21 protein-coding genes are annotated in these 26,906 nt (G+C 35.0%); 10 read left to right on the plus strand and 11 right to left on the minus strand.

Translation table 11 applies throughout. The features are described from left to right. The 10 genes from TAGGR_RS06840 to TAGGR_RS06885 form a co-directional block, all read right to left on the minus strand. Complete coding sequence (locus TAGGR_RS06840; protein ID WP_059176627.1) at window positions 1-1,941, minus strand: DUF294 nucleotidyltransferase-like domain-containing protein; 1,941 nt, start codon at window positions 1,939-1,941, stop codon at window positions 1-3. Window positions 1,942-2,024: 83 nt separating this feature from the next. Next, window positions 2,025-3,866 carry a putative nucleotidyltransferase substrate binding domain-containing protein gene (locus tag TAGGR_RS06845; protein ID WP_059176628.1) on the minus strand — a complete coding sequence of 614 codons (1,842 nt, stop codon included), beginning with the start codon at window positions 3,864-3,866 and terminating at the stop codon, window positions 2,025-2,027. A 5-nt stretch (window positions 3,867-3,871) separates the two neighbouring features. After that, the gene (locus TAGGR_RS11170) at window positions 3,872-4,105 is read right to left on the minus strand and encodes a YggT family protein (protein WP_059176629.1); all 234 of its coding nucleotides are present in this window, start codon (window positions 4,103-4,105) and stop codon (window positions 3,872-3,874) included. Next, complete coding sequence (locus tag TAGGR_RS06855; protein ID WP_059176630.1) at window positions 4,102-6,111, minus strand: sodium:solute symporter family protein; 2,010 nt, start codon at window positions 6,109-6,111, stop codon at window positions 4,102-4,104. The genes TAGGR_RS11170 and TAGGR_RS06855 overlap by 4 nt, the downstream gene beginning before the upstream one ends. Before the next feature lie 2 nt (window positions 6,112-6,113). Continuing rightward, window positions 6,114-6,371, minus strand: a complete 258-nt coding sequence (locus TAGGR_RS06860; RefSeq protein WP_059176631.1) for a DUF4212 domain-containing protein — start codon at window positions 6,369-6,371, stop codon at window positions 6,114-6,116. A gap of 15 nt (window positions 6,372-6,386) precedes the next feature. Next, window positions 6,387-7,037 (minus strand): 3'-5' exonuclease, encoded by a 651-nt coding sequence (locus tag TAGGR_RS06865; RefSeq protein WP_161936193.1) that lies wholly within the window; start codon window positions 7,035-7,037, stop codon window positions 6,387-6,389. A 200-nt stretch (window positions 7,038-7,237) separates the two neighbouring features. Continuing rightward, on the minus strand, window positions 7,238-8,584 hold the full coding sequence (locus TAGGR_RS06870) for a sigma-54-dependent transcriptional regulator (protein WP_059176960.1): 1,347 nt from the start codon (window positions 8,582-8,584) through the stop codon (window positions 7,238-7,240). Beyond that, window positions 8,584-11,277 (minus strand): bifunctional acetate--CoA ligase family protein/GNAT family N-acetyltransferase, encoded by a 2,694-nt coding sequence (locus tag TAGGR_RS06875; RefSeq protein ID WP_059176633.1) that lies wholly within the window; start codon window positions 11,275-11,277, stop codon window positions 8,584-8,586. Before TAGGR_RS06875 ends, TAGGR_RS06870 begins: the two co-directional genes overlap by 1 nt. Continuing rightward, the gene (gene gyrA, locus TAGGR_RS06880; protein WP_059176634.1) at window positions 11,258-13,750 is read right to left on the minus strand and encodes a DNA gyrase subunit A; all 2,493 of its coding nucleotides are present in this window, start codon (window positions 13,748-13,750) and stop codon (window positions 11,258-11,260) included. Before gyrA ends, TAGGR_RS06875 begins: the two co-directional genes overlap by 20 nt. A 47-nt stretch (window positions 13,751-13,797) precedes the next feature. Next, window positions 13,798-13,998, minus strand: a complete 201-nt coding sequence (locus TAGGR_RS06885; RefSeq protein ID WP_059176635.1) for an FmdB family zinc ribbon protein — start codon at window positions 13,996-13,998, stop codon at window positions 13,798-13,800. Window positions 13,999-14,108: 110 nt separating this feature from the next. On the opposite strand from TAGGR_RS06885, the gene TAGGR_RS06890 reads away from it, so the two are divergent. The 10 genes from TAGGR_RS06890 to ispD all read left to right on the plus strand — a co-directional run bounded on the left by TAGGR_RS06890 (window position 14,109) and on the right by ispD (window position 25,864). Then, window positions 14,109-14,699, plus strand: a complete 591-nt coding sequence (locus tag TAGGR_RS06890) for a SurA N-terminal domain-containing protein (protein WP_059176636.1) — start codon at window positions 14,109-14,111, stop codon at window positions 14,697-14,699. A gap of 2 nt (window positions 14,700-14,701) precedes the next feature. After that, entirely contained in the window at window positions 14,702-15,469 is a 768-nt protein-coding gene (gene cdaA, locus TAGGR_RS06895; RefSeq protein ID WP_059176637.1) for a diadenylate cyclase CdaA, read from the plus strand. Continuing rightward, entirely contained in the window at window positions 15,466-16,125 is a 660-nt protein-coding gene (locus TAGGR_RS06900) for a CdaR family protein (protein ID WP_059176638.1), read from the plus strand. The genes cdaA and TAGGR_RS06900 overlap by 4 nt, the downstream gene beginning before the upstream one ends. Beyond that, window positions 16,122-17,477, plus strand: a complete 1,356-nt coding sequence (gene glmM / locus TAGGR_RS06905) for a phosphoglucosamine mutase (protein ID WP_059176639.1) — start codon at window positions 16,122-16,124, stop codon at window positions 17,475-17,477. Before TAGGR_RS06900 ends, glmM begins: the two co-directional genes overlap by 4 nt. Next, entirely contained in the window at window positions 17,477-19,738 is a 2,262-nt protein-coding gene (locus TAGGR_RS06910; protein ID WP_059176640.1) for a DNA internalization-related competence protein ComEC/Rec2, read from the plus strand. The genes glmM and TAGGR_RS06910 overlap by 1 nt, the downstream gene beginning before the upstream one ends. Before the next feature lie 9 nt (window positions 19,739-19,747). After that, on the plus strand, window positions 19,748-20,359 hold the full coding sequence (gene hisH, locus TAGGR_RS06915) for an imidazole glycerol phosphate synthase subunit HisH (RefSeq protein ID WP_059176641.1): 612 nt from the start codon (window positions 19,748-19,750) through the stop codon (window positions 20,357-20,359). Beyond that, complete coding sequence (selB, locus tag TAGGR_RS06920; RefSeq protein WP_059176642.1) at window positions 20,356-22,227, plus strand: selenocysteine-specific translation elongation factor; 1,872 nt, start codon at window positions 20,356-20,358, stop codon at window positions 22,225-22,227. The genes hisH and selB overlap by 4 nt, the downstream gene beginning before the upstream one ends. Window position 22,228: 1 nt before the next feature. Beyond that, on the plus strand, window positions 22,229-23,659 hold the full coding sequence (locus TAGGR_RS06925; protein ID WP_059176643.1) for a DegQ family serine endoprotease: 1,431 nt from the start codon (window positions 22,229-22,231) through the stop codon (window positions 23,657-23,659). A 272-nt stretch (window positions 23,660-23,931) separates the two neighbouring features. After that, the gene (locus TAGGR_RS06930) at window positions 23,932-24,711 is read left to right on the plus strand and encodes a PIN/TRAM domain-containing protein (RefSeq protein WP_161936194.1); all 780 of its coding nucleotides are present in this window, start codon (window positions 23,932-23,934) and stop codon (window positions 24,709-24,711) included. Then, the gene (gene ispD / locus TAGGR_RS11020) at window positions 24,701-25,864 is read left to right on the plus strand and encodes a 2-C-methyl-D-erythritol 4-phosphate cytidylyltransferase (RefSeq protein WP_153000494.1); all 1,164 of its coding nucleotides are present in this window, start codon (window positions 24,701-24,703) and stop codon (window positions 25,862-25,864) included. The genes TAGGR_RS06930 and ispD overlap by 11 nt, the downstream gene beginning before the upstream one ends. Here the strand turns inward: ispD and TAGGR_RS06940 are convergent. Continuing rightward, window positions 25,853-26,869 (minus strand): alpha-hydroxy-acid oxidizing protein, encoded by a 1,017-nt coding sequence (locus TAGGR_RS06940; RefSeq protein WP_059176646.1) that lies wholly within the window; start codon window positions 26,867-26,869, stop codon window positions 25,853-25,855. The two genes, ispD and TAGGR_RS06940, sit on opposite strands and share 12 nt — an antisense overlap. Window positions 26,870-26,906 lie beyond the last annotated feature (37 nt).

Raw genomic sequence — 26,906 nt, forward strand, 5'->3', positions numbered from 1 at the left:
CTATATAATCATCAGTTTGTATCTCTCAATAAGAATATCCTGAAGTTTTGATATAAGCTGGAATGTATCTTTAAGAAGCTTTTTTTCAAGATTACTTAACGATTCAGGATCAATAAAGTTATCAGGCATTTTATTCTGTAAAACCTTCTCATATTGATGACGAATTCTAAGAAGCATAAGAAATTCAAATGCATAAATTATTTCATCGGCAAAATCTCTGACGACAGTGTGTTTACTTTTTAAGGCTTCAATTCTCTCTAATGTTGATGTCTCTCTTACTCCTTTTTCAAGACTGAAAAGTCTTATTATGTCAACGATAGGTGCAATCCCTTTGATTTTTAGATTAAGTTTGTCTTTATGTTCACCGCTTTTCTCAACAACAAAGGTTTTTAAGAAACCAAGTGGAGGTCTGTTGCGAACTGCAAGATTTGCTAAATATCCAAGAAATACTCTCTGATCTTTAACTATGTTTAAAAGATAGTCTCTAAGATTTTCTTCAAGGGAGAGGTCTCCATAAATTCCGCGGAAATCAAAAAATATATTTGAAAGATTTATGTTTTCACCTCTGGGAGTATAAATCCATTGGGAAAAATATTTTTTCCAGACTTTAAGAGGCTGGCACCATCTTGGATTACTTGCCATAATATCACCAGGGCAAGGAGGGAATCCACATTTAAGTAAGTTTTCTTTTATGTAACCTGTAAACTCAAAAAAGTATTTCTGAACAGCCTCCTGCTCTGCTGGATTAGGATCGGCATAGATAAGGGCGTTGTCCTGATCAGTTTTAAAAGTCTGCTCTTTTCTTCCCTCTGAGCCAAGTGCAATCCAGCAGTATGGAACTGGTGGGGGACCAAATTCTCTTTCAGCAAACTGAATAATTTTCCTTACTATTCTGTCATTTATCTCCGTTATGATTCTTGTTATGTTGCTTGCTTTGGCACCTTGAGAGATTAGATTGCCTACAACAGCGTTTACCTGTTTTGATGCATTCATTAATCCTTCAACTGATTGTTGTATCTCCAGATCTCTTACAATGGTTACAGGAGAAAATCCTTGTAGCATCATTATGTCATGATTTGTAATAATTCCGTTAATTTTACCGTTTTTAATTACTAAAAGATGATGAATGTTATATTTAAGCATTCTAACTACAGCTTCAAAACAGAAATCTTTTGCGTCAATCTTAATGATTGGATAACTCATTATGTTTTTAACAGGTTCATCTACATTTCTTGCGGATGCTACAACTTTTCTACGCAGGTCTTTGTCTGTAATTATTCCAACTGGAATTCCCTGTTCGTCCATCACTATAAGTGAACTTATTGAATTTTCACACATTATTTTAGCAGCATCCTTTATGGATGTATTTTCAGGAACAGAAATTAAATCTTTCGTAGCAATTTCCTCTACAGTTGTTGTAAAAAGAACTTTATCTACTGTATAGGTAATAGCTTTTTTTGATTGTTCCTCTCTGTATCTTTTGTCAAGATAAATATTCATAAAAGACTTTAAGAAAAAGTCTCTTACTTCAGAATATCTATCAATAAGGTTTAAAACAGTTTCCTTTGGTACGAGATAACAAATCGTATCATCAATGGCTACTACATTTGCTCTTGATTTATCTCCACTCATAAGAGAAATAAAGCCAAAGCTATCACCTTCGCTTCTGTAATCGATAACTATATCTTCATTTTCAACTCTTCTGTAAACTTTGACTCCACCTTTTTTAATTACATAAAGAAACTCACTTGGCGGACCATCTTGAAGAAGAATATGAGTGCCTTTTGGGTAATACTCCATAGATGTTTTAACTGTTACAGAATTGATAACTTCTTCACTTAAGAATTCAAAGGGAGGTACTGATTTAAGGAAATCAATTACATCTTCAATTATTTTCACCATATTATCTAAATATGCAAGAGGTGTGCCAATTTTTAACATGTTGAATATTTAAGAACTCATTTGGTTTAACAAAAGGGAAATGTTACCAAAAGTAACAATAAATGTTTAGTTGGGTAACAAATTTAAGAAAAATATCTGAGGTTGTATTTGTCAAAAAGAAGTTTCTGGAATTCCTCTATTTTTCTAAAAATATTCTTAAGAATCTCTTTTTCTGTTCTGGCTAATTCCTTTGGATTAATGTAATTGTCGGGTAGTACGCCATTCCTAATTTCCTTTGCCTGTTCTCTAAGCCTCAAAGCCATTAAAAACCTGTATCCTTCTTCCATGTCTCTGGCAAAATCAGATGTAAAAATAGACATCTCTTTCAACTTCCTGATTCTTTCAAAGGTATTTGTATTTCTTATTTCATTATGAAGAGAAAGGACTCTTATACCCTGTGTTATCGGGAAAATGCCATATTTTTTTATGTCAATTTCTCCTTTATGTTTTCCTTCTTTTTCTGTTTTAAAGTTCCCTAAAAAACCAATGGGAACTCTGAATTTTATAGCTTCTGAGGCAAGAAAAGGCAGGAAATGTTTTGATGTTTTAATTTTTGTGAAGATGTAATGCCAGAGTTCATCAATCAGCTCTTCGTCGCCGTAAACATTTCTAAAATCAAAAAATATGCTTATGTTTAAAACATTCTCAGGCTTTGGATTTTCCATCCATCTTGATATTTCTTTAAACCACTCTTCTTTGGTTCTTCTCCAGTAAGCGTTGTTTAACATAACATTTCCCTGACAGGGTGGAAATCCAATGTCAAGAAGATACTTTATATATTTCTCTGAGAATTTTTCGAAATAATCTTTACTTTCTTTATTTCCTTCAAAGACAAGAGCATTATCCTGATCTGTTTTAAGGCTCTGTTCTCTTCTTCCTTCTGAACCTATTACTATAATGGCATATCTAAAAGAAGGCTTTCCTAATTCTTCTTCAACAAGTTGAGCTACTCTTGACATGAAATGATCGTTTAATTCGGCAATGTATTTACCTACATATTCAGGGTCCAATCCAGACATTACACCTTCAACTACACTTTCGTTGACAAGTGAATAAAAATAAGAGAGTTCTTCTATAGTCTTAGCTCTTTCTATTTCCTTAATAAGAAAAACTATGTTCTTACTTTCATGGGATATTACCACTCTGTCATCAAGAATTCCCCATATTGCTCCAGCATTTTTAATAACTAATTTTCTTATCTTGTGTTTTGCCATGGTTAACATAGCATTAAAAAGTGGTTCAGAAGCATCCATAGCAATTACAGGAAAAGTCGCCACATCCTGAGCTTTTATCTCTGAGGGATTTATTTCCTTTGCAAGAACTTTTTTTATAATATCTCTCTCAGTAATGATGCCAATATCTCCATCTCTTTGAACGAGACAGAAGGTTGAGTCATTTTCAGCCATAGTTTTTGCTGTATCTGTTATGTTTGCATCACCCCTTATCAGTATCGGTTCTTTGATTTTAATATCCTTTATTCTAACATCAAGAAGCCTCTCAATCTGGAACGAACTTCTTAGCCTTGGAGTCCTGTGTATTCTTTTGGCAAGCTCTTTTGTGAAGTATCTGGAAAAACTTTGATATTTTGTCAGTAAATCAAGAAATTTTTCCTTTTCTATCTGAAGAATTTTTGTATTCTCTTCAACAATAATGGCTGTTGACACAGGAGGCATTTCACTAACTAAAGATACATATCCGAAGATGTCTCCACCTTTAAGATGGGCTATGAGCTGGGAATTTTTTTCAAGAAAAACCTCACCTTCAAGAATTATATACAGAAACTTAAGGGGTTCACTCCCTTCTTTGAAGAGAATTTCATTCTTCTTATAAACTTTCAATTCAGCCTTTGATACTATGTCTTCAATCTCCTCTGATGGGAGGGTATTAAAGGGATATATCTGTCTTATTATCTCTAAGCCTTCCATATCAATTAAAGGTATTTTACTACCAAGATACGGACAATAACTATAAAGATTATAATAAAAATTGTTGTTCCTTTGGGAAATATCTTTCTTGTCACTTTATAAATCGGTTCAGTTGCCTTCAGAAAAATTCCATATACGGGATTTCCTGGATCCTTTGTAAATAAGGAGAGGATGGCTCGTCCAATGACGAGCCACATTATGAATGAAAGGGTATAATTAATAAAAATTTTGAATGTCATTCTTCTAATCCACCTCTGATAGCACCTTTTGGGTATCTGATATTGTCAACAAACTCCTGCAATTCCTGAGAAGGTGCGGCTGTTAGCCTTGATATAACTAAAGCAACAATCAGATTTGCAGGAAGTCCGAATATCCCTGCAGCAATCGTATTTATACCAAACCAGTTAACACCATAAAATCTGCTTCCAATTATGTAGTATGCAGTAACTAAAAGTCCAACAATCGTTCCAGATACAGCACCTGCCTTATTCATTCTCTTATCCCAGATACCTAGAACCACTGCCGGGAAAAAGGTTGCAGCAGCAAGTGAGAAAGCCCATGCTACAAGTTCAACAATAATTGCAAGTTTGAAACTTGCCACATAGGCACCGATTGCAGCAACTACTATTAAAAGAGCTTTACCGATTTTAACTCTTGTTGATGGCGATATATTTGGATTGATTATCTTGTAGTAAAGATCATGAGATATGGCATTTGAGATTGTAATAAGGAGTCCGTCAGCTGTAGAGAGAGCAGCTGCAAGACCACCTGCTGCAATAAGCCCTGCTACCACATATGGAAGTCCTGCTATTTCTGGTGTGGCAAGGACAACAGCATCAGCCTGTATTATGATCTCAGAAAACTGAATTATTCCGTCACCATTCATATCCTTTATTGAGATTAAACCTACAGAAGCCCATTTGGCAACCCAAGCAGGTAATGCTGAAAAAGCCTGACCAACTACATTAGTTAGTATCTCACTTCTTGCAAAGGCAGCATAAGCAGGAGCAGTGAAATAGAGCAGAAATATGAAAAACAAAGCCCAAGCAGCAGAACTTCGTGCCTCACGAACTGTAGGGGTTGTATAAAATCTCATAAGAACATGGGGCAGTCCAGCAGTTCCTACCATCAGGCAAAATGTAAGGGCAAGAAAGTTAACTATTCCCTTTGTATCAGTAGGTGGCGCCACATAGGATTTTGGAGGCTTTGACATAGCCTCTGCTTGCTTCATTGCGGCGGTCCATTTTTCTTTAGCCTCCTCTGATGTTTTCGGATAATCCTTCAAAGCTTTTTCAACCTTTGCTCTATCAGGCGAATCGGCTGGAGTATTCCTGAGCTTTTCTTCAAGTTCAGCCCTTTCTTTTTGCCATGTATCAGGAAGTCCTTTTATCTTTGCAGCAATTTCATTGGCTTTCTTTTTCCACTCCTGCCTGACTTCAATTTCTTTAGCGTCATTTACAAGCTCTTTCTGTTTTGTCTCTATGACCTGCAAAGCCTGTCCATACATTAGTTGAGGAATTGGAATACCTGTCTGTTTATAGGAAATTGCAACTACCGGTATCATGTAGGCAACTATGAGTATTATGTATTGGGCCACCTGAGTCCATGTAACCGCCCTCATGCCACCAAGAAAGGAACACACAAGTATTCCTGTAAGTCCAAGAAAAACGCCTGCTTCAAAGGGAATTCCAACAAATCTGCTTGTAATAATGCCTACGCCTGTGATCTGAGCAATCAGATAGGCAAAGGAAACGATGATAGCAGATAATATACCTATCATTCTTGGCAGTTTACCACCATATCTTGCCTCAAGAAAATCGGGAATGGTAAATTGTCCAAATTTTCTTATGTATGGTGCAACCATAACAGCAAGAAGAACATAACCACCTGTCCATCCCATGATAAAGGCTAAACCATCATATCCCCGAAGATATAGAGCTCCTGCCATACCAATGAATGATGCAGCACTCATCCAGTCTGAGGCAGTTGCCATCCCATTGAAAACTGCAGGAACTTTTCTTCCAGCTACATAATATTCGGCAACCACTGAAGTTCTTGAGAGGATTCCGATTGCAGCATAAACACCAATTGTTCCAAATAAAAAAGCATATCCGATGTACTTTGGGGGAAGTCCCATTCCTTCAGCAATCCAGAGAGCTATTACAAAGAGAACAAATACTCCCGTATAGACTCCATAAATCTGCCTAAGTTTCTTAGTCCATGCATCCATTGCCTCTCTTGCCATAGTTATTCCTCCTCTAATCCATATTTTTTGTCTAAATCATTCATCTTTTTTGAGTAAATTAGATTCAAAATAACAAATACTGTAATCGAACCCTGTGCACCCATATAGTAACCAAGGGGAAATCCAAGTATTGTGATGTTATTAAGGGAAGATGCAAAGACAGCTGCCACATACGAGACAGTAAACCATACGAGAAGAATCAGATACATGAGCGTTTTGTTTTCTCTCCAATAGGCATCCAATACATCCTTTGTTACCATAATACACCTCCTTCTTCAGAATTGATAGTTTTTTTCGTATTGACCAAACATGTATCCGGATACATGAGGTTTCCCTATTTTTTTGATAAAGTCAAACCAGGAAAGTTGAATTTTTTGAATCAAGGCTATTTCTCTCTGAAAAATCTGAGCTGTTATGAAGGCATCTGAGAGAGAATCATGAAGCGAATCTACTTTTATATTAAAAGCCTCTGCAATCTCAGATAGTGATTTCGCACCTTTGAATTTTTCAGAGATTAATCCTCTTTCAATAAGCCATTTGAAAATTATATATGTATCGATTGCCTCGGGCTCGAACTTTATATTCAATGATTTTTTTATCTGTCTCTTTAAAAAATTCAGATCAATCTCAATAAAATGTCCCACAACCGGTCTGTTTTTAACAAAATCTAGAAATTCCCTGAGAATTGGTTTTGTATCGGGACATTTTTCAAGCTCGGTTGATGTCAACTCGTGGATTAAGACGGACTCTCCCTTTAATTTGCTCTGAGGATTTAGAATTCTATAGAAAATGTCTCCAACAAGAATGCTTCTCTCTCTCATAAGTATTGCTCCAATGGATATAATGCTATCTTCCTTTTCATTCAATCCTGTTAGTTCAGTATCAACTACAACAAACTCCTTCTGATGAAGAATTTTAGATTCCACTTTGTTTTTTCTGAAAAAACGAAACATGTAAACATTAGAATCAAAAAACATACCAGTAGATAAGACTGTTGAAAACAATAAATTTTTATTTTTCAGGGCAGGTGAAATTGTTACATAAAGTAAAAATGAAAGAAAAAAAGTAACAGATGTCTTTTACTTTGATAGGAATTTTAGGCTAAATTTTTCTAAAAGATAGTAGATTAAGCACTGGAGCGGGGGATTCCCCATTTTTTTCTTTTCTCCCACAGAGCCTTTCTTGTTATTCCAAGAATGTCTGCAAGTTCCTGTTCTGTGTAAATCGATTGATACTTTAATATGAACTCTTTTGTAAATTCTTCAATTGATAAAAGAGGAACATCTCTTTTTCTTTCTGTAGTTATTTCCATATTTTTTACATGTTCTGGAAGATGTTCAGGTTTTATTGTATCCGATTCAGTAAAAACTACTGCCTGTTCTATTACATTTTGAAGTTCTCTTATATTTCCAGGCCAGGGATATCTAAGCAAAATTTGTATTGTCTGCGGATCAATTTTTGTAACATTTTTACCCATTTTTATGGCAAACTTTCTCATAAAGTGATACGCAAGAATTTCTATGTCTCTTCCTCTCTCCCTGAGAGGAGGAATTTGAAGAGTTATGACATTTAATCTAAAAAAAAGGTCTTCCCTAAAATTGCCTTTTCTTACCTCCTCTAACAAATCCTTATTTGTAGCAGATATAAATCTAAGGTCAACCTTTTTACTAATAACACTTCCAAGAGGTCGAATTTCCTTGTCTTCAATAACTCTCAAAAGTTTTGCCTGAAGTCCAAGTGGCATATCACCAATCTCATCAAGAAATACAGTGCCTCCGTCAGCTATTTCAAGAAGTCCCTTTTTGTCAGAGTTGGCACCTGTGAAAGCTCCTTTTACAAATCCAAAAAGTTCTGACTCAAGAAGATTCTCCGGCAGACTTGCACAATTGATTGCTACAAAGGGTTTTTTCTTTCTATAACTTGCATCATGGATTGCTCTTGCAAAAAGTTCCTTACCTGTTCCGGTCTCACCAAGAAGCAAAACATTTGTTGGAGTGTTCGCTATTTTTTTTATCTTTTCAAGCAAAAGTTTAATCTCATTTGATTCTCCGATTATTGAAAAGAAACTCTCTTCAGGAGTTGGATAAGTTTTTTCAGTTTCCTTCAAAATAGTTTTTTTTGTTAATTCCTTGCAAGATTTCAATATTTCATCATAAATGAAAGGTTTTATAAGATAATCATCTACTTTGAGTTTCAATGCCTTCAGTGCAGTGTTTACTGATGCATAAAATGTTGTTACAATAACTTTTACAGAAGGGTTTAAAGATTTAATTTTACTTACAAATTCTAATCCATCTCCATCTGGAAGTTCTATCTCAACAATTACAAAGTCATGAATAAAAGATGCGTACGTATTGATTGCTTCCTGAAATGTTGCTGCTACATCTACATTAAAGCCACGTTTTTTCAAAAAATTGCTTAAGTTGTCTCTTAGCTCACCATCTCCATCTACTATGAGAATTCTTTCATTCATCAAGTATTGTCAAGATTCAATAATACCTTAATACTGTCCTCTTCAACATGATGTTTCTGGAATCCTAATCTTTCTGATAGTCCAAGCATATAGGTATTTATTCTTAAAATATCCATCCAAATTCTTTTTACACCTAAATCTCTTGCCACCTCAATGGCATAACTGCAAAGTGCTTTTCCAACACCTTTGCCCTGCCATGCATCTTCAACTAAAATTGCCATCTCAGCATCAGTACCATCAGGATCCTTTGAAAGTCTAACATCTGCAACAATCTTTTCCTCATCTCCTTCCTTAACAACGCATACAAATGCAAGTTCTCTATCATAGTCAATCTGACAAAATCTGACAAGATTGTCATGCCTTAAATCAATTGCTCTCTGGAAAAATCTCAAGCTTATTGTTCTTTCTGAACATCTTCCAAGCAGTGCTGCTATGAGGGATTCATCTTCTGCTTTAATGGGCCTTACAATTGCCTTTGTCCCATCCTTTAATTCAACCTCTTTGTAAAGATGAACAGGATATGGACATATACTTAAATGGGGAGGGCAAAATTCGCCTTTTATAATTGTCTTTTTCTTTGGAGCTGTTTTGTCAAGAATTATACTGCAGTCAAGAGCAAACATCTCTGAATCGGTAATGAATATAGGATTAATATCAAACTCCTTTATTTGTGGGAAATCAGATATAAGATAAGAAAATTTCACTACAGTCTGTTCAAGCTTGCTTAAAATATCTTCATAGTAGGGATATTTTTTTAGAAAATGATAAATCTTTGTCTCTTCCATAAGTCTTTTTGCAAGAGTTTGATTAAGTGGAGGAAGTCCTACTGAGTAATCTTCAAGTGCTTCAAGAAGATTTCCTCCTGTACCAAATATGATAACTGAACCAAAAGTTGGATCTTTTTTAGCTCCTAAAGCTATCTCATATCCATATGTTATAACCATTGGCTGAACAATAACAGAAGCTTCAGGGTCTCCATTTTCAGTAGCAAGTCTTTTAAGCCATTTAAATCCTTCGGTTGCCTCAAGTTCATCTCTTACATCAAGTATTACTCCACCTTTTTTGAATTTGTGTATAATCTTTGGTGTATCTATTTTTAAAACAATTGGAAATCCGATTTCAGCTATTGCCTGCTTAAGTTCTTCAATATTGTCAGCTTTCTTTGTGAGAATTACAGGAATATCATAGCTTGATAGAATTTCAGAGGCTTCAAAAAAAGTAAGTATAGACCTTCCTTTTGATATAGCATTTTCTATTATATTCTCTGCTTTTTCAGAGTCAAATTTAACATCTTTAAGAATTGTCTGCGGAGTCTCAAGAAGCAGTTTTAAGTTAAAATCATAACGATACATGTACATAAAAGTTCTTACTGCCTGTTCAGGGGTTACAAAAGTTGGTATGCCATGTACATTGAGTAAATCCCTTGCTTCATTAACTTGTGTTGCGCCCATCCAGTTAGTAAGTACAGGTTTGTAGGGATTTTCTTTTAACACCTTTATAACTCTATTAGCAGTCTCAACAGGTTCTGTTCCTAAAGAAGGAGTAAGCATTACAAGTATACCATCTACATTTTTATCTTTAATTACTATTCTTAAGGCTTTTTCATAGTCATCAGGTTTTGCATCTGAGACTAAATCTAACGGATTTCTTATAAAACGAGTTGGCACATTTCCTTCAAGTTCTGTTACTGTCTGTTCTGAAAATTCAGCAAGCTGCCCACCAAGTTTTAAAAGACTGTCTACAGCAGTAACAGCTGGAGCACCAGCATTTGTAATTATTGCAAGTCTTTTGCCCCTTGGTCTACGCTGTTTTGAAAGAGTCTCAGTAATATAAAACATATCAAGTGTTTCATCAACCCTTACAGCACCTGCTCTTTTAAAGGCAGCGTCATAAACTTTGTCTTCACCTGCAAGAAGCCCTGAGTGAGTTAAAGCAACTTCAATTGATTCAACAAATTTCCCTGATTTTACTATGACTATAGGCTTTGAAAAAGCAAAAGATCGAGCAGAAGTCATAAACTTTCTTCCAGTCTTTATAGACTGCATATAGATAACAATAGCTCTTGTAGATGGATCAACACCAAAAAAATCTATAAGATCAGCAAAATCTATGTCTATATCAGAACCGAGAGAGACAAAATAACTAAACCCAATATTTTTATCAGCAGCTCTATCTAACAAAGCCACTGAGAGAGTTGCACTCTGAACTATCAGGGCGATATTGCCTTTTTTAAGTTTTCTTCTAAAAAGACTCACATTTAAATTTATTCCTGGTCTAATAAAACCAAGAGTGTTTGGCCCAAGAAGCCTGAATCCGTATTTTCTGTGGATTTCTTCTATTTTTTCCTCAAGAAGCATTGCTTCTTTGACCTTTGTTCTAAAGTCAGGACAGAGAAGAATAACTCCTTTTACTCCTTTCTGTCCGCATTCTTCAAGAGTATCCAGAATATTTGCACCGCATTCTTCCGCTAAAACAACAAGATCAACTTCTTTTGAGATATCACTTATAGTTTTGTATGACTCGACTCCCTGAACAGAGTCTGCTTTGGGGTTTACAGGATAGACAATTCCTCTGTAGCCTTCGCCAATCAGGTTTCTAAATACGGTATAACCAATGCTTCCAGGTGTATCATTTGCTCCTATTACTGCAATTCTTCTTGGATTAAAAAAATAATCAAGATTGTAAATTGACATTTTCCTCTCCTTCACCTTCCAAAATTCTACCGACACTTACTACAGTATCATCAGTGGAGAGATCTATCAATCTGACCCCTGTTGTAGATCTTCCCTGCGGTCTAATCTGAGAAACCTTAAGTCTAATAATCTTGCTACTGCTACAGATTATGACTTCATCATCTTCTTTTACCTGTAAAGAAGCCACTACATTCCCTGTTTTTGGAGAAAGTTTAATATTTTTTACTCCACTACCTCCTCTGTGCTGAAGTCTGTATTCCTCAATTGGTGTTTTTTTCCCAATTCCTTTTTCAGTAATAGTGAGAACATATGAACCTTCAGAGACAACATCAGCAGATACTACCTCATCCTCTGGCTCTGTAAATCTTATTCCAATGACACCTCTTGCTGTTCTACCCATAGGTCTTACATTATTTTCATCAAATCTTATTGCCATACCCTTTTTAGTTGCAATTATTAGTTGTGCTTTACCATCTGTCTTTACTACTGATATTAATTCATCTGAATCTTCAAGATCTATTGCAATAACCCCTTTACTACGTATGTTTTTAAACTCTTCAAGAGATGTTTTCTTTACAAATCCCTTTTTTGTAAACATCATAAGATAACCCTGTTCAAGGTCTTTGCACACCAGAGCAGTGGTGATTTTCTCCCCTTCTCTTAATGGCAGTAGATTAACAATTGCTTTTCCACGAGAAAGTCTGCCTGCTTCTGGAATTTGATAAACTTTAAGACAATAAACTCTTCCCTGATTGCTGAAAAACATGATATGATCGTGAGTTGAGCCTACTAAAACATTTGTAAGATAATCTTCTGAGACTGTTTCCATTGGAGTAAGCCCCTTACCACCCCTTTTCTGACTGCGATAATCAGAAAGAGATGTTCTTTTGATGTAACCAAGATGAGTGAGAGTAATCACCATATCTTCCTGAGTAATTAGATCTTCTACATTTATTTCCTTTACTTCAGACACTATCTGAGTTCTTCTTTCATCACCGTATTTTTGTTTAATTTCAAGGAGTTCATCTCTGATAATTTCTCTTACAAGAGTTTCACTTTCAAGTATTGCTTTAAGACGTTCAATTTCTTTTAAGATTGCTTCATAATCCTGAACTATCTTTTCCCTTTCAAGTCCTGTAAGTCTTTGCAGTCTCATGTCAAGTATTGCCTGTGCCTGAATTTCTGTTAGAGGGAATCTGCTCATGAGACGTGCTTTAGCTTCTTCTGGATTTTTAGATTTTCTTATAATAGAGATTACCTCATCAAGATTTTCAACAGCAATCTTTAAGCCAAGTAAAATGTGAGCCTGATGTTCTGCTTTCTTTAAATCAAAAGCTGTTCTTTTAAGTACAACATCTTTTCTATGCTTGAGAAATTCCCATAGTGAATCTTTCAGATTTAAAATTTTTGGTTGACCATCAACAATAGCAAGCATTATTGCCCCAAAGGTGGTTTCCATCTGTGTATGTTTATATAAATTATTCAAAATAACCTGAGGCATCTCTCCCCTTTTAAGTTCAAGTACAACCCTTATACCTTCTCTATTTGATTCATCTCTTATTTCAGTTATACCTTCAATCTTTTTTTCTCTTACAAGTTCTGCAATCTTCTCAATTAGTCTTGCTTTGTTTACCTGATAGGGAATTTCTGTAATTACAATTCTTTCTTTAGCTGATTTACCTTCCTGTTCTTGTTCAAAAAGTGAAATCTCTCTGGCTTTTTTCCCTTTTGCTTCTCTTTCAATCTTGACTTTTGCTCTTACCTTAATAAGTCCTTTACCAGTTAAATAAAACTCTTTAATTCCCTCTAAGCCATAAATTATCCCACCTGTTGGAAAATCAGGTCCCTTTACAAAATGCATAAGTTCTTCTGCCGAAGTCTCAGGTTCTTCAAGAAGTTTAACCAATGCATCTATGATTTCATTGAGATTATGTGGGGGAATATTGGTTGCCATACCAACAGCAATTCCTGAAGATCCATTTATAAGAAGATTGGGAATTCTTGTTGGAAGCACAAGAGGCTCTTGGGTTGTAGCATCAAAATTTGGGACAAAAGGAACTGTTTCCTTATCGATGTCCTGAAGAAGTTCTTCAGCTATTTTTGTTAGTCTTGCCTCTGTGTATCTGTAGGCTGCTGGAGGGTCTCCATCAATAGAACCAAAATTTCCCTGTCCATCAATGAGCGGATATCGCATATTAAAATCCTGTGCAAGCCTGACAAGCGCATCATAAACAGCTTGATCACCATGGGGATGATATTTTTTTAAAACCTCACCGACTACACCAGCACATTTTGAGTATTTCTTACCTGCAAGAAGCCCTTCCCTGAACATAGCATAGAGAATTCTTCTTTGAACTGGCTTAAGTCCATCTCTTACATCAGGAAGAGCTCTACCAATGATTACGCTCATGGCGTAATCAAGATAGCTTGTTTTCATTTCCTCTTCAATACTAACCTTTAAAACATTTGGCATAGGAACTCCTTATTAAGAAACTTTAGTTTATGAATGAAAATGATAAATTATTTACAGGAACTGCAAGAAGAAGCTCCACAGGAAGCACACTTGGAGTTTCCTTTTTGTACTCCCTTCATCGCAAATGTGGAAAATTTTTTGATCAGTTGGTCTGAGCCGCATTTAGGGCATGAAACACTTTTATTCCCAAAAACCAGTAGTTCAAAAGCCTCTCCACATTTTTTGCATTCATACTCATAAATAGGCATTATTTCACCTCATAAAGTTTTGATTTGAGCTTTTTTATTATATCATAGCTTGCCTTATGTTAAAAAATTCTTTTAAAGTAAAAGAGTTAACTTATTTTAGGAGGTTCAATGTGATAAAAACACTCAGAAAAAATGCAAAATACTTTTACTTTCTATTTTTCCTTGTAATTATTACCTTTGTTTTCTGGGGAGTAGGAACTGTAGATAAACAGCATTCTCCCGTAGTAGCAGAAGTAGAAGGACAGAAAATTACAGCAGAAAGATTCTGGAGAAACTATGAAGAGACAAGAAGAATTTACAGAGAATTATTCAAAGAGAAAGCTACAGAGTTAGAACAGAGCCTAAAAGAAAAGGTTCTTGAAGATTTAATTAATGAGGAGGTCTTGCTTTATTTGGCAAAAAAGTATGAAATAGAGGTAACAGATAAAGAAATTCAGGATGCAATCATCAATGACCCGAGATTTCAAAGGAATGGAGTTTTCCAGAGAGATATTTATTTTCAAATTTTAAAACTCAATAGAATAACTCCACAACAATATGAAACTTCACTGCAAAGAGAGATGACAATCAGAAAAACCCTGCAGACTATCATGTTAGCAAAGGATAGAACTGATATATCTGATGAAGCTTTTCTTAAATCATTTTTAAAGGCTGTTAAGTCAAAAATTTCAATAAAAATTAATAAAGAAGCGATTTCATAGTGATGGAGAAAATTTTTGAACAACTTAGATGGCAAGATTTAGCTGATATTGCTATTGTCTCTTTTATCATTTATAAAGTTTTCATTCTGGTTAAAGGTACCCGTGCAGCAAGAATGCTTATAGGAGTCGGCTTTCTACTTGCAATTTCTCTGATCTCACGATTTTTTGAACTGTACACACTTGACTGGCTAATTCAAAGTTTCTGGACGCAAATAGTGATAGTTTTAATAATTTTGTTTCAGCCAGAAATAAGAAAAGCTCTTGCCCAGATGGGTGAGACTTCCATACTTCACAGATTCAGTTCTGCAGAAGAGATGAAAACAATTGAAGAAATTGTTAAAGCCTCTCAGGGACTTGCGAATAAAAAAATTGGTGCTTTAATTGTTTTTGAGAGAGATGTAAGTCTGTCAGAATATGTTGAGATAGGAGTTCCTCTTGATGCTAGGGTTACAAAAGAGCTTTTGATGAGTATTTTTCATCCCACAAGCCCTATTCATGACGGAGCTGTAATTATAAAAAAGAATAGAATAGTAGCTGCAGGATGCTTTCTTCCTATAAAGCTTGGTGCAGAATTAAAAAAAACCTATGGAACAAGACATAGAGCTGCTCTTGGTATCACAGAGGAAACAGATGCTGTTGCTGTAGTAGTCTCAGAAGAGACAGGAGCAATTTCTTTGGCAGTAGATGGACAACTTCACGGTAATCTTGATATAGAGAGTCTTAGAGAGAAACTAACAAATCTATTTACTACAGAAAGACAAAAGAGATGAACAGAGTTTTTAAAAAGCTTATAACAGAAAATATTACATTTAAATTAATATCCATTGCATTAGCAATATTTCTTTGGTTTTTTGTTACTTTTAAAGGACAGACAGAAACATCTGTTGAAGTACCCATTGAATTCAAAAGCACCCCTGCAGAGATGGAAATTTTAAAACAGAGTGTAAAAAAGGTAACAGTTACAATATCTGCGAGAGAGAGAATTCTTAAAGAGTTAATACAAAAAAATATCAGAGTTGTAATTGATTTATCTAATGTTAAACTTGGTGAAAACTCAATCCCCATAACAAAATCCTCAGTTAAACTTCCAAGAGGAATTGAGATACTTAAAATTGAACCCTCTCAGATAAAGGTTTACATGGATGAAAAAACCCAGAAAATAGTACCAATAAGAGTAGTTCTTTCAGGAAAACCTGCCAAAGATTTTTACATCGCATCAGTGAGTTCTGATCCTTCTTCAATAAAAATAGAAGGTGCTAAAAAAGAACTTAACAGAATTCGGGTAATTAAAACCGAACCAATAGACATAGAGGGACTAAGCGAGGATTTAAAAATTCAGGCAAAAATAGATCCTGAAGGAAAAATTTTCAGAACTGACCAAGATACAGTCTATATAAATGTAAAACTTCTTAGGAGGAAGTTATGACACTTTTTGGCACCGATGGAATTAGAGGCACAATAAATCAATATCCCATGATACCTGAATTGTGTATGAAAGTAGGTATGTCTCTTTGTTTTTTATTGAAAAAGAAACTTACTCATAAGCCAAAAATCTTAATTGGTAAAGATACAAGAATTTCAGGATATTTAATTGAGACAGCTTTAACAGCTGGAATAACTTCAATGGGTGGAGATGTTTATCTTGTTGGACCAATTCCTACTCCAGCAGTTGCCTTTCTTGTGAAAAGCATGCGTCAGGATGCAGGGGTGGTAATATCTGCATCTCATAATCCATTCTCTGACAATGGAATAAAAATATTCTCAAATGACGGTCATAAAATAACTGAAAATCTTGAGACAGCCATTGAAAAACTTATAAACGACCAAAACTTTCCTCAAAATAGACCCAATGCAGAAACTCTTGGAAAAGCTTTTAGAATTGAAGATGCTGTTGGAAGATATATTGAGTTTGTTAAGTCAACTTTACCGAAAAATTCAAACTTTGAAGGGCTCAGAGTAGTAATTGATCCTGCTAATGGAGCTGCCTATAAGATTACTCCTACCCTTTTTAAGGAACTTGGTGCTGAGGTAATAACAATAAATGACAAGCCCGATGGAGTGAACATAAACAGGGACTGTGGGGCAATTTATCCTGAGGGATTGATAAAAAAAGTTAAAGAAACTCAGGCACATCTTGGAATTGCCCATGACGGAGATGCAGACAGAACAATTCTCATTGATGAAAAAGGAAATATCGTTGATGGGGATTTTATTCTATCTGTGTGGGCAATGGAGTTAAAAAAAGAGAAAAAACTTAAAAAAAATACAGTCGTTGCCACTGTAATGACCAATATGGGTGTAGAAAACTATTTAAAAAAGCAAGGCATAAAGCTTATTAGAACACAGGTTGGTGACAAGTATGTTGTTGAGGAGATGCTTAAGGGTGATTATAATCTCGGCGGAGAACAGTCCGGACACATTGTATGTCGGGATTATACATGCACAGGGGACGGAGCAATAACAGCTGTTCAGATGGCTCATATTATGATGAAAAATGAAAAACCTCTCAGTGAACTAACAAAAGATATAACAAAGTATCCACAACTTTTGAAAAACATTAAAATCCCTGAAGGGATTTCAAGAAATGAAGCTGTAGAAAAACTTAAAGATTTAGAGAAGAAAATATTAAAGCTTCAAAAAGAAATAAATGGAAGAATACTCATAAGGCCTTCAGGAACAGAGCCAAAGATAAGAATTATGGTTGAAGAAGAAGATTTAGAAAAGGCAAATAATATCCTGGAAGAACTGCAAGAGTTAATAAAACATAAACTCTCATAATGCCTATTATCCCTAGTTTAGTTGCAGGGATTGTCTTAGGACATCTGTTTATTTACTTTCCGGTAACAGTAATAATTCTCTCGATCCTCTTAATATTTGTTTTCAAAAACAGAGTTGCCATAATCCTTGCCATATCTATTATTTTAGGAATTTTTTATGTGCTTATTACTGTCAGCAAGGATTCAGTAGTCTCTGAAAGTATCAACTTCACAGGATATTTAAATAATAACACTGCAAATTTATACGAATTTAAGATCATCGAAAGCAGTCCCAAAATAGAGAAAACATCTCTTAAAGTCTATTCAATACAATATCTCGAGTCTGGAAAAACTTATAAAATTGAATGTGCGTTGGGCAAAAAACATCTAAATCCTTATCAATATGGAGATTCTCTTTGTTTTTTAAAAAAAGCACAACCTGCAGAGTATTCGCATAAAACAGTTTTTGATGAAACAAGAGAAAAAATAAACGAGAAAATCTCAAAATCCATTGATAAGGAAATCTCCGGGGTTCTTATTGCGATGACAACAGGTGAAAGAACTCAAATTCCTTCAGAGATTCAGGAAGATTTCAGAAAAACAGGATTAATTCATCTTCTAAGTATATCGGGAGCTCATTTCGGTTTCTTATTTACTGTATGTTTTTTTGTTTTTAAATTTCTAATTAAAAGGCTTCCTTCCTCTATACTTTTGAGAATTACCCTCTATCTTAAACCCTCTCAAATGGCAACTTTCTTAACTTTCCCTGTGATTTTTTGTTACTTTCTTTTGGTTGAACCTAATTATCCAAGTACTCGCTCCTTCATTATGGCAACGCTTTTTATGGTTGGTGTGCTATCAGAGAGAAAATCTATATGGATTTTTACAGTAAGTTTTGCCTGTCTTGTAATTTTAATTTTTAAACCTGCTGCAATAAAAGACATTTCTTTTCAACTTAGCTTTCTTGCCACTGTAGGAATTGGCTTTGTATCAGATATTTACAAGAACTTTAAAGATAAAATCCATAACAAGATTATTTCTTATATCTTTTTAAGTCTTCTTATAAGTTTGGGAGCAATGTTAATCACAGCACCATTGATAATTTATAGATTTCACTACATATCTCTTATCTCCCCTTTGGCAAATCTTACAGCAGGGCTTTTAATTGGAATGATTCTGTTTCCTTTACATATATTCTTTGTAACAATTTTTACACTCACAGGATATTATCCCGTGCCGGAATTGATTAATTTTATCGGAGCAATATCATTCAAAGTAATGCACTGGCTTGCCTCTTTCAGATACTCATCAATATGGATTCCACCTTTGCCGAAAGGAGCAGTAGCAATATTTTATTTTGCTGTTTTTGTTTCATTAATTGGCTTTTATGCTTTAAAGAGAAGGGAAGTCAAAGCATTAAGCTGGAGTCTTTCGTTTATTTTATTTTTATTTTCGATTTTTATACCAGCTTTTATGCATTTGAAAGATAAGGAAACCTTAAAGATTACCTTTCTTGATGTTGGTCAGGCAGAGGCTATTGTTTTAAAAATACCCTCTGGATTTGTTCTTATAGATACAGGTAAAACTGGTTGGGAAGTAACTCAGTTTCTTAAATCATACGGTGTAAAAGAGTTGACAGTTATTATTACTCATGAACAAAAAGATCATGCAGGAGGATTAGAAAGAGTCTTAAAAAACTTTAAAATAAAGGAAATATGGGATACGGGATACATTGATTACGATAAAGAGTTTATACATAATATTTTAATCAGACATCTTGAAAGAGGCGATATTTTAAAAATTGGTAGTTGCTCTTTCACTATACTTCATCCTTATAAAGGATTCTGGAGCCCCTCTCTAACAGTAGATAGTAATGACCTAAGTCTCATATTTAAGCTTCAATGCTTTAAAAATGGCTACCTTTTTACATCAGATGCCGGAGTTAATGCTTTACAAACAATTCCTGTAAATTATTTAAAATCAGAATTGATTAAAATTCCCCATCATGGAAGTAAACACTCTTTTTATCCTGAATTTTATAAAGCCGTAGGACCCGCAATCTGCATAATAAGTGCAGGAAAACAAAATCCTTACGGACATCCACATAAAGAAGTTATAGCGAATGTTAGTAAAATATGTAAAATATATAGAACTGATGAAAACGGTGCAATTCAGGTTAAAGAAACACCAGATGGAGTTCTTAAAGTGCAGACCTTTAAAGATACCCTGTTTAAGCCATTTGAAGACTGGGAAAATTTAAAAAAACTTTTTATTTTGTGGTAAACTTTTAAGATGATATCAGTTATTGATTATGGAATGGGAAATATAAAAAGTGTTTCAAAGGCACTTGAGGCAGTTGGTGCTCAAATAAAGATCACCCAAAATCCTGAGGATATTAAAAAATCAAAAGCTATTGTTCTTCCTGGAGTTGGAGCTTTCCGTGATTGCATGCAAAATCTCACAAATTTGGGACTTCTCTCAACTCTCAAAGAGGAAATATTGAATGGTAAACCTTATCTTGGAATATGTCTTGGTATGCAGATACTCTTTAGTGAATCTGAAGAATTCGGATTTTGTAAAGGTCTTGACATACTAAAAGGAAAGGTTATAAGATTCAAACTTGCGAAGGATTACAAAATTCCCCATATGGGATGGAATACTGTGAAATTAAAGAAAAAAAGCAAAATACTTGATCAAATTCCTGATGATTCTTATTTTTACTTCGTTCACTCTTACTATGTTGTACCTGAACAGGATAAAGTAATTGCGGGTGTTACAAACTATGGAATGGATTTTACCTCAATGATAATACATGAAAACATATTTGCAACCCAGTTTCATCCCGAAAAATCCCAGAAAACTGGATTAAAACTTCTCAGTAATTTTATTCAACTCGTTAAATGAAAAAGGTAGTTCTTGGTACAGCAGGACATATTGATCATGGCAAAAGTGCTATTGTAAAAGCATTAACAGGCATTGATCCTGACAGGCTTAAGGAAGAAAAAGAAAGAGGCATCACAATTGACCTGGGATTTGCAAACATAAAGTATCCAGACCTTATTGTTGGCATTGTTGATGTTCCAGGACATGAGAGACTTATCAGAAATATGCTTGCTGGTGTTGGTGGAATTGATATAGTTATGCTTGTGGTAGCTGCAGATGAGGGAGTAATGCCCCAGACAAAAGAACACATGGCAATATGTGATTTACTTCAAATAAAATCAGGGTTGATTGCACTAAATAAAGTTGATCTTGTTGATGAGGAAACATTGGAGTTTGCAAAAGAAGACATAAAAGAAGCAGTTAAAGGAACATTTCTTGAAAATGCTCAAATAATACCTATTTCAGCAAAAACTGGATATAATATTGAACTTCTAAAAGAAAAAATCAGAGAACTCGCACTTTCAGTCAAAGAAAAATCAACAGGTGGAATATTTAGAATGCCAATTGACAGAGTCTTTACTTTAAAAGGCTTTGGAACTGTTGTTACGGGCACTGTTCTTTCAGGAAAAATCTCTGTTGACTCTCCAGTAGAGATTATTCCAGCAGGAATCAGTTCAAAAATAAGAGGACTTCAGAGTCACGGACAAAAGCTTGAAGAAGCCTATGCAGGACAGAGAGTTGGAATTAATCTTCATGGAGTATCCAGGGAAGAGATTAAAAGAGGAGATGTTGTAACAGTGCCACAAAAACTCAAACCTACCAACTTTCTGGAAGTAAGAATAAAACTTTTAAAAGACATAAAACCCTTGAAAGATGGCTCACCTATTCACTTTTATCTTACTACATCAGAAACAGTGGGAAAGATAAAGCTTTTTAATAAATCTGAAATTTTACCTCAAGAGGAAGCATTTGCTTATGTGAAACTACAGAAACCCATCGTTGCCATGGCTCAGGATAAGTTTATTCTGAGAAGATTTTCTCCCCTTGAAACCATCGGAGGAGGAGTTGTTCTTGACCCTCAGCCACCTTTAAAGAAAAAAGACAGAACACTCGAGCATCTTGAAGTGCTATCCAATGGAAGTCTTACAGAAAAAATAGAAATTAAAATCAAAAGAAAAGCATTTGCAGGTATGTCAATCTCAGAGCTGGAGGGCTGGATAAATGAAGATATAAAAGATATAAGAAAAGCAGTGGACGAACTTACAGAAAAAGGAAAAATTATAAAAGCAGAAGATCATCTCTTCCATATTGAAGTATTCAATACCTTTAAACTGTCTGTTTTGAATTTTCTTAGGGAATTTCACAGGGAAAATCCATTTAAAGATGGCTTACCCAAGGAGGAACTGAAGACAAAGCTTGCGCTTGACAGGTCACTCGAAGTTTTAAAACTTTTACCACATATTGGGGAAATTTCATTAGAAGGTAATAAAATAAAACTAAAATCAGCTACCACAGAAGAGATTGATCCTTCCCTTGAGGAAAAAATAATAAAGGAACTGAAAAAAGACTTTCAACCACCACTTTTAGAAGATCTAGCTCAGATACTCTCAATTTCCCAGTCAAAATTAGCAGACATATTAAAAATAATCACGAAAAAAGGAAAGATAGTGCGAATAAATGATTCCCTCTATCTTACTGCTGAGAATTATGTTAAAATGCTTGAATTAGTTAAAGAATTCTTTTCAAAAAAGAACGAAATGACAGTTTCAGAATTTAGAACTCTTCTCAATACTACAAGAAGATATGCCATAGCCTATCTTGAACATCTTGATTCTCAAAAAATTACACTTCGCATCGGAGATATAAGAAAGATGGTTAAAAGAGGATAAAATGACAAAAAGAAAAGTTGCTCTAATTATTTTAGCTTTTCTCTTTGGTTGTCTAACAGGAATAACAATATTTTATCTGAAAACTACTCCAAGACACTCTATCCCTATTTACAGAGATATTGCTGAACCTGTTAAAAGTTTTGCTGAAATAGTGAAGACAGTTTCTCCTTCAGTTGTAAATATCTCTACAACAAGAACAGTACAGAACCCTCCAACACTTGAAGATCTTTTTGAATTTTTACCACCCTATGGAAATTCTCAGGGTAAAAAATGGAAAGAAACAAGCATGGGCTCAGGTGTCATTGTTTCTCCTGATGGATATATTCTTACAAACTATCATGTTATTGAACAAGCAGAAGAGATAAAGGTAACTCTTTATGACAGAAGAGCTTTTAGAGCTTCTCTGGTAGGTGCTGATCCAAAAACAGATCTTGCAGTAATTAAAATAGATGCAAAAGATTTACCTGTAGCTTCATGGGGAAATTCAGACAATCTTCAAGTAGGAGATTTTGTTCTTGCCATAGGCAATCCCTATGGATTAACTCACACAGTTACAATGGGAATTATAAGTGCTACAGGAAGGGCAGATGTAGGAATAGCTGATTACGAAGATTTTATTCAAACAGATGCAGCCATTAATCCTGGAAACTCAGGAGGTCCTCTTGTAAACATAAAAGGAGAGATTATAGGAATAAACACAGCAATATTTTCAAGAACAGGTGGATATCAAGGGATAGGTTTTGCTGTTCCAAGCAATATGGCTCGCATAATAAAAGATAGCTTAATAAAAGAGGGCAAAGTAATAAGAGGATGGATAGGAATAATGGTTCAGGACTTAACAGCAGAGCTTGCAGAAAGATTTGATCTAAAAGAATCATATGGAGTAATAATTACTGATGTAACGAAACAATCACCCGCTTATAAAGCAGGACTAAGAAGAGGTGACATTATTCTTGAGTATGATGGTAAGAAGATAACAGAGAGCGCTATACTCAGAAATCTTGTAGCTCAAAGCAAAATTGGTTCAATTATGAATTTAAAATTTTTTAGAGAGGGACAAATTTATACAACCTCTTTAACAATTGCTCAACTTCCTTCAGAACCTGTTCAAGAACTTAAAATTTTAAAAAAATCAACAGGAAAAGCTGAAAACCCTCTTAAGGGACTATCAGTAGTAGATCTTGATCCATCTATGGCAAAACAAATTGGAGCTGATCCTGATGACAGAGGTGTTGTGGTCTACAAAATTGAACCAGGTTCACCTGCTGAAAATACAGGACTTAAAAAAGGGGATTTAATAATGGAAATTGAAAGGCAGAGAATAATGTCTGTGTCCGATTTTCAAAAAGCAGTACAGAAAATCTCAAGACCTGATATTCTGGTTTTGATAAACAGAGGTGGCAAAAAATTTTATGTGATTTTGGGATCATGAGCCTGTTAATTTTTCTTTTTTTGATAACTCTGTTTATAGGAAGTTTTGTTCATTTAGAGACTTCAACCTTCATCAATCCTTTTATAAAAAGCATAATTGTCTTGTTTTGTAGCCTTCTTTTATTCATTTTTATCTACCTGAAACTTAGAAAAATGAAAAGTTCTCAAATTTTATTCGGAATTTCAGGACTTTTTTTAGGAATTCTCACGGGATTTCTTCTAAGCATACCTCTACTAATTTTATCCAATTATTCTGTCATTCCGAGGGACTCGATGTCCCGAGAAATCTCACTTTCCTATCTTCAGTTTCTTGCCTTCAGCATTATCACTGGCTTTGGATATGCTGGTGCACTTCTTGGTCTAAAACAAGCTAAAACAACTAAAATTGCAGATATTTTATGGATAATTAAAAAAGAGGTTATATGGGAAGAGCCAAAAATTCTTGATACCAATGTTCTTATTGATGGTAGAATTGCTGATCTTGTAGAACTAGGTTTTATAAAAGGAACAATATTGATTCCAAGATTTGTTCTAAGAGAAATCCAATATATTGCCGACTCACCGGATCCTCTTAGAAGAGCTAAAGGCAAAAGAGCACTTGATATACTTCAAAAAATAAAAAAGGCAGAAAAAATAAAATTTGACATCATAGAAAAAGACATCCCAGAGATAAAAGACGTTGATACAAAACTTGTTGAAATTACAAGAACCCTTAGGGGTACCCTTATTACAAATGATTTAAATCTTATAAAAATCGCCCAATTAAGAGGTGTGCCTGTGTTAAATATAAATGAACTTGCTCAGGTAATGAGACCTCCTGTGCTCCCTGGTGAGGTTTTAAAACTTTTTATAGTTAAAGAGGGAAAAGAGCCTGATCAGGGAGTTGGTTATCTTGATGATGGAACAATGGTAGTAGTTGAGGAAGGGAGACAATACATTGGAAAAAGCATAGATGTAGTGATTCATAGTGTTTTGCAAACATCAACAGGAAGAATGATATTTGGAAAACCAAAAATTAAAGATTCCTCTGACGAAATTCAAGATGAAGTGTAGCGCCATAATAGTTGCAGCAGGCATAGGGAAAAGATTTGGTTCATCAGAGAAAGTTTTTTTTGAAGTCAATGGTAAACCTCTTTTTATATGGGCTTTACAGATATTTGAAAATCTAGAATTTATCAATGATATCTGGATTGTAACAAGAAAAGAAGCATTTGAAAAAGCATACGGATACTTAAAAAAATTCAACATTAAAAAAGTTAGAGAAATCATAGAAGGGGGAAAAGAAAGACAGGACTCTGTTTACAATGCTTTAAAATCAATTTCTCATAATACAGATATTGTTTTAATTCATGATGCAGCCCGTCCTCTTGTAAGTAAAGAGTTAGTAGAAAGAGTTTATTATTCTCTTGATCCAAATATTGACGGAGTAGTGCCAGTTACAAAAATATCTGATACAGTTAAATGGATAAAAAGAGGGAACATAATTGGTGGTACTCTTAATAGAGAAATTCTCAGAGCAGTGCAAACACCGCAAGCATTTTGGTATAAAAAAATCATGGAAGCCTATAAAAAAGCTTACGATGAGGGTGTTTACGGAACAGATGATGCATTCCTGATAGAAAGATACGGTGGTAAAGTCTGTACAGTTGAAGGAGATGAAAAAAACATTAAAATAACCACAAAACAGGATATTGAAAAGATGGAATCATATCTAAATATTAACAGTATTTACAACATAAGAGTTGGTATTGGATATGACAGCCACAGGCTTGTCTCAGGAAGAAAACTTATCATTGGTGGAGTTGAAATACCCTATGAAAAAGGCCTCGCAGGACACTCAGATGCTGATGTACTCATTCATGCAATAATTGATGCATTAATGGGGGCTGCAGGAGCAGGTGATATAGGAATGCATTTTCCCGATTCGGATCCTCAGTATAAAGATATTTCAAGCCTTGTTTTACTTGAAAAAGCTTTAAAGTTTGTAAAAGAGCAAAAAATTGAACCACTCTGGATTGATTGCACAGTCTTTGCAGAAAAACCAAAACTAAGTCCCTATATTCCAAAAATGATAGAAAACTTACAGAAACTTGGATTAAATGTAAACATTAAAGCTAAAACTGGCGAAGGAATTGGATTTGTAGGAAGAGGTGAAGGGATAGCTGCTCAGGCAGTATGCCTGAGCAGAATTAAGTTAGAACCTTAAAATAGTTTTCGGAACGCTCTTGACTGAGGCAACACCAGTAAGAAGCATCGCCTGTTTAAGTTCGTTCTTTATGTTTTCAAAATAAAGCTTAAGTCCATCTCTTCCACCGCCAAAAACAGCAACCACAACAGGTCTTCCAATAAGCACAGCATCTGCGCCTAAAGCGAGAAGTTTAAGAACATCAACACCTGAACGAACTCCCCCATCGGCAATAATTGTTATCTTACCCTTAAGTTTCTCAGTAATCTCAGGCAAAACATCTGCAACACCCGGGGTATGGTCAAGAATTCTTCCACCGTGATTTGACACAACAATTGCTTTAACACCAAGGTTGTATGCTATCTCAGCTTCTTTAAGGGTCATAATTCCTTTTAAAATAAAGGGAAGTTCTGTTGCCTTAACAAGCTCTTCTATCTCCTTTGGAGACTTTGGGCTTACTGGCTGCCCCTTGAGTGCCATCGTAATCAAACCTGCGCCGTCAATATCAACTCCCACAGCTATTGCTCCAGCATCCTCTGCCTGCCTAATTCTCTTTATTATCTCCTCCTGTGCCCGTGGTTTAATTATAGGAACTCCTTTACCATTGTTTTTCTTAATTGCACTAATTCCACTTCCATACATTGTCGGATCTGCTCCGTCACCGGTCCATCCAATCGTTCCTGCCATAAGTGAGCCTGCAATTACTTCCTCACAGTAAACCTCCTCGGTAATAGCTCCTCCCATGTTGTATGTTGTGCCAGTTATTGGAGCTGCCATTACAGGAAGAGAAAGATTCTGCCCAAAAATTTCAATTGCTGTCTCAGGCTCTTTAACATCATGAATAGTTGAAAGATTTAGCTTAATTCTATTTAAGGCTTCCACATTAGCTTTAAAAGAAGAACCAGTTCCAACTCCTCCCATCCCTGGCACTTCTCCTGCACAGGCAATACCGTTACATACAGGACATACACGACAGTAAGGCTTGAGTTTTTCTCTTGCAGTTTTTTTAATTTCTTGCCAGTTCATCCCGACCTCCTTAAAATGTGATAAAATTATATTATAA

This window comes from Thermodesulfovibrio aggregans (genome assembly GCF_001514535.1).
Taxonomy (GTDB): domain Bacteria; phylum Nitrospirota; class Thermodesulfovibrionia; order Thermodesulfovibrionales; family Thermodesulfovibrionaceae; genus Thermodesulfovibrio; species Thermodesulfovibrio aggregans.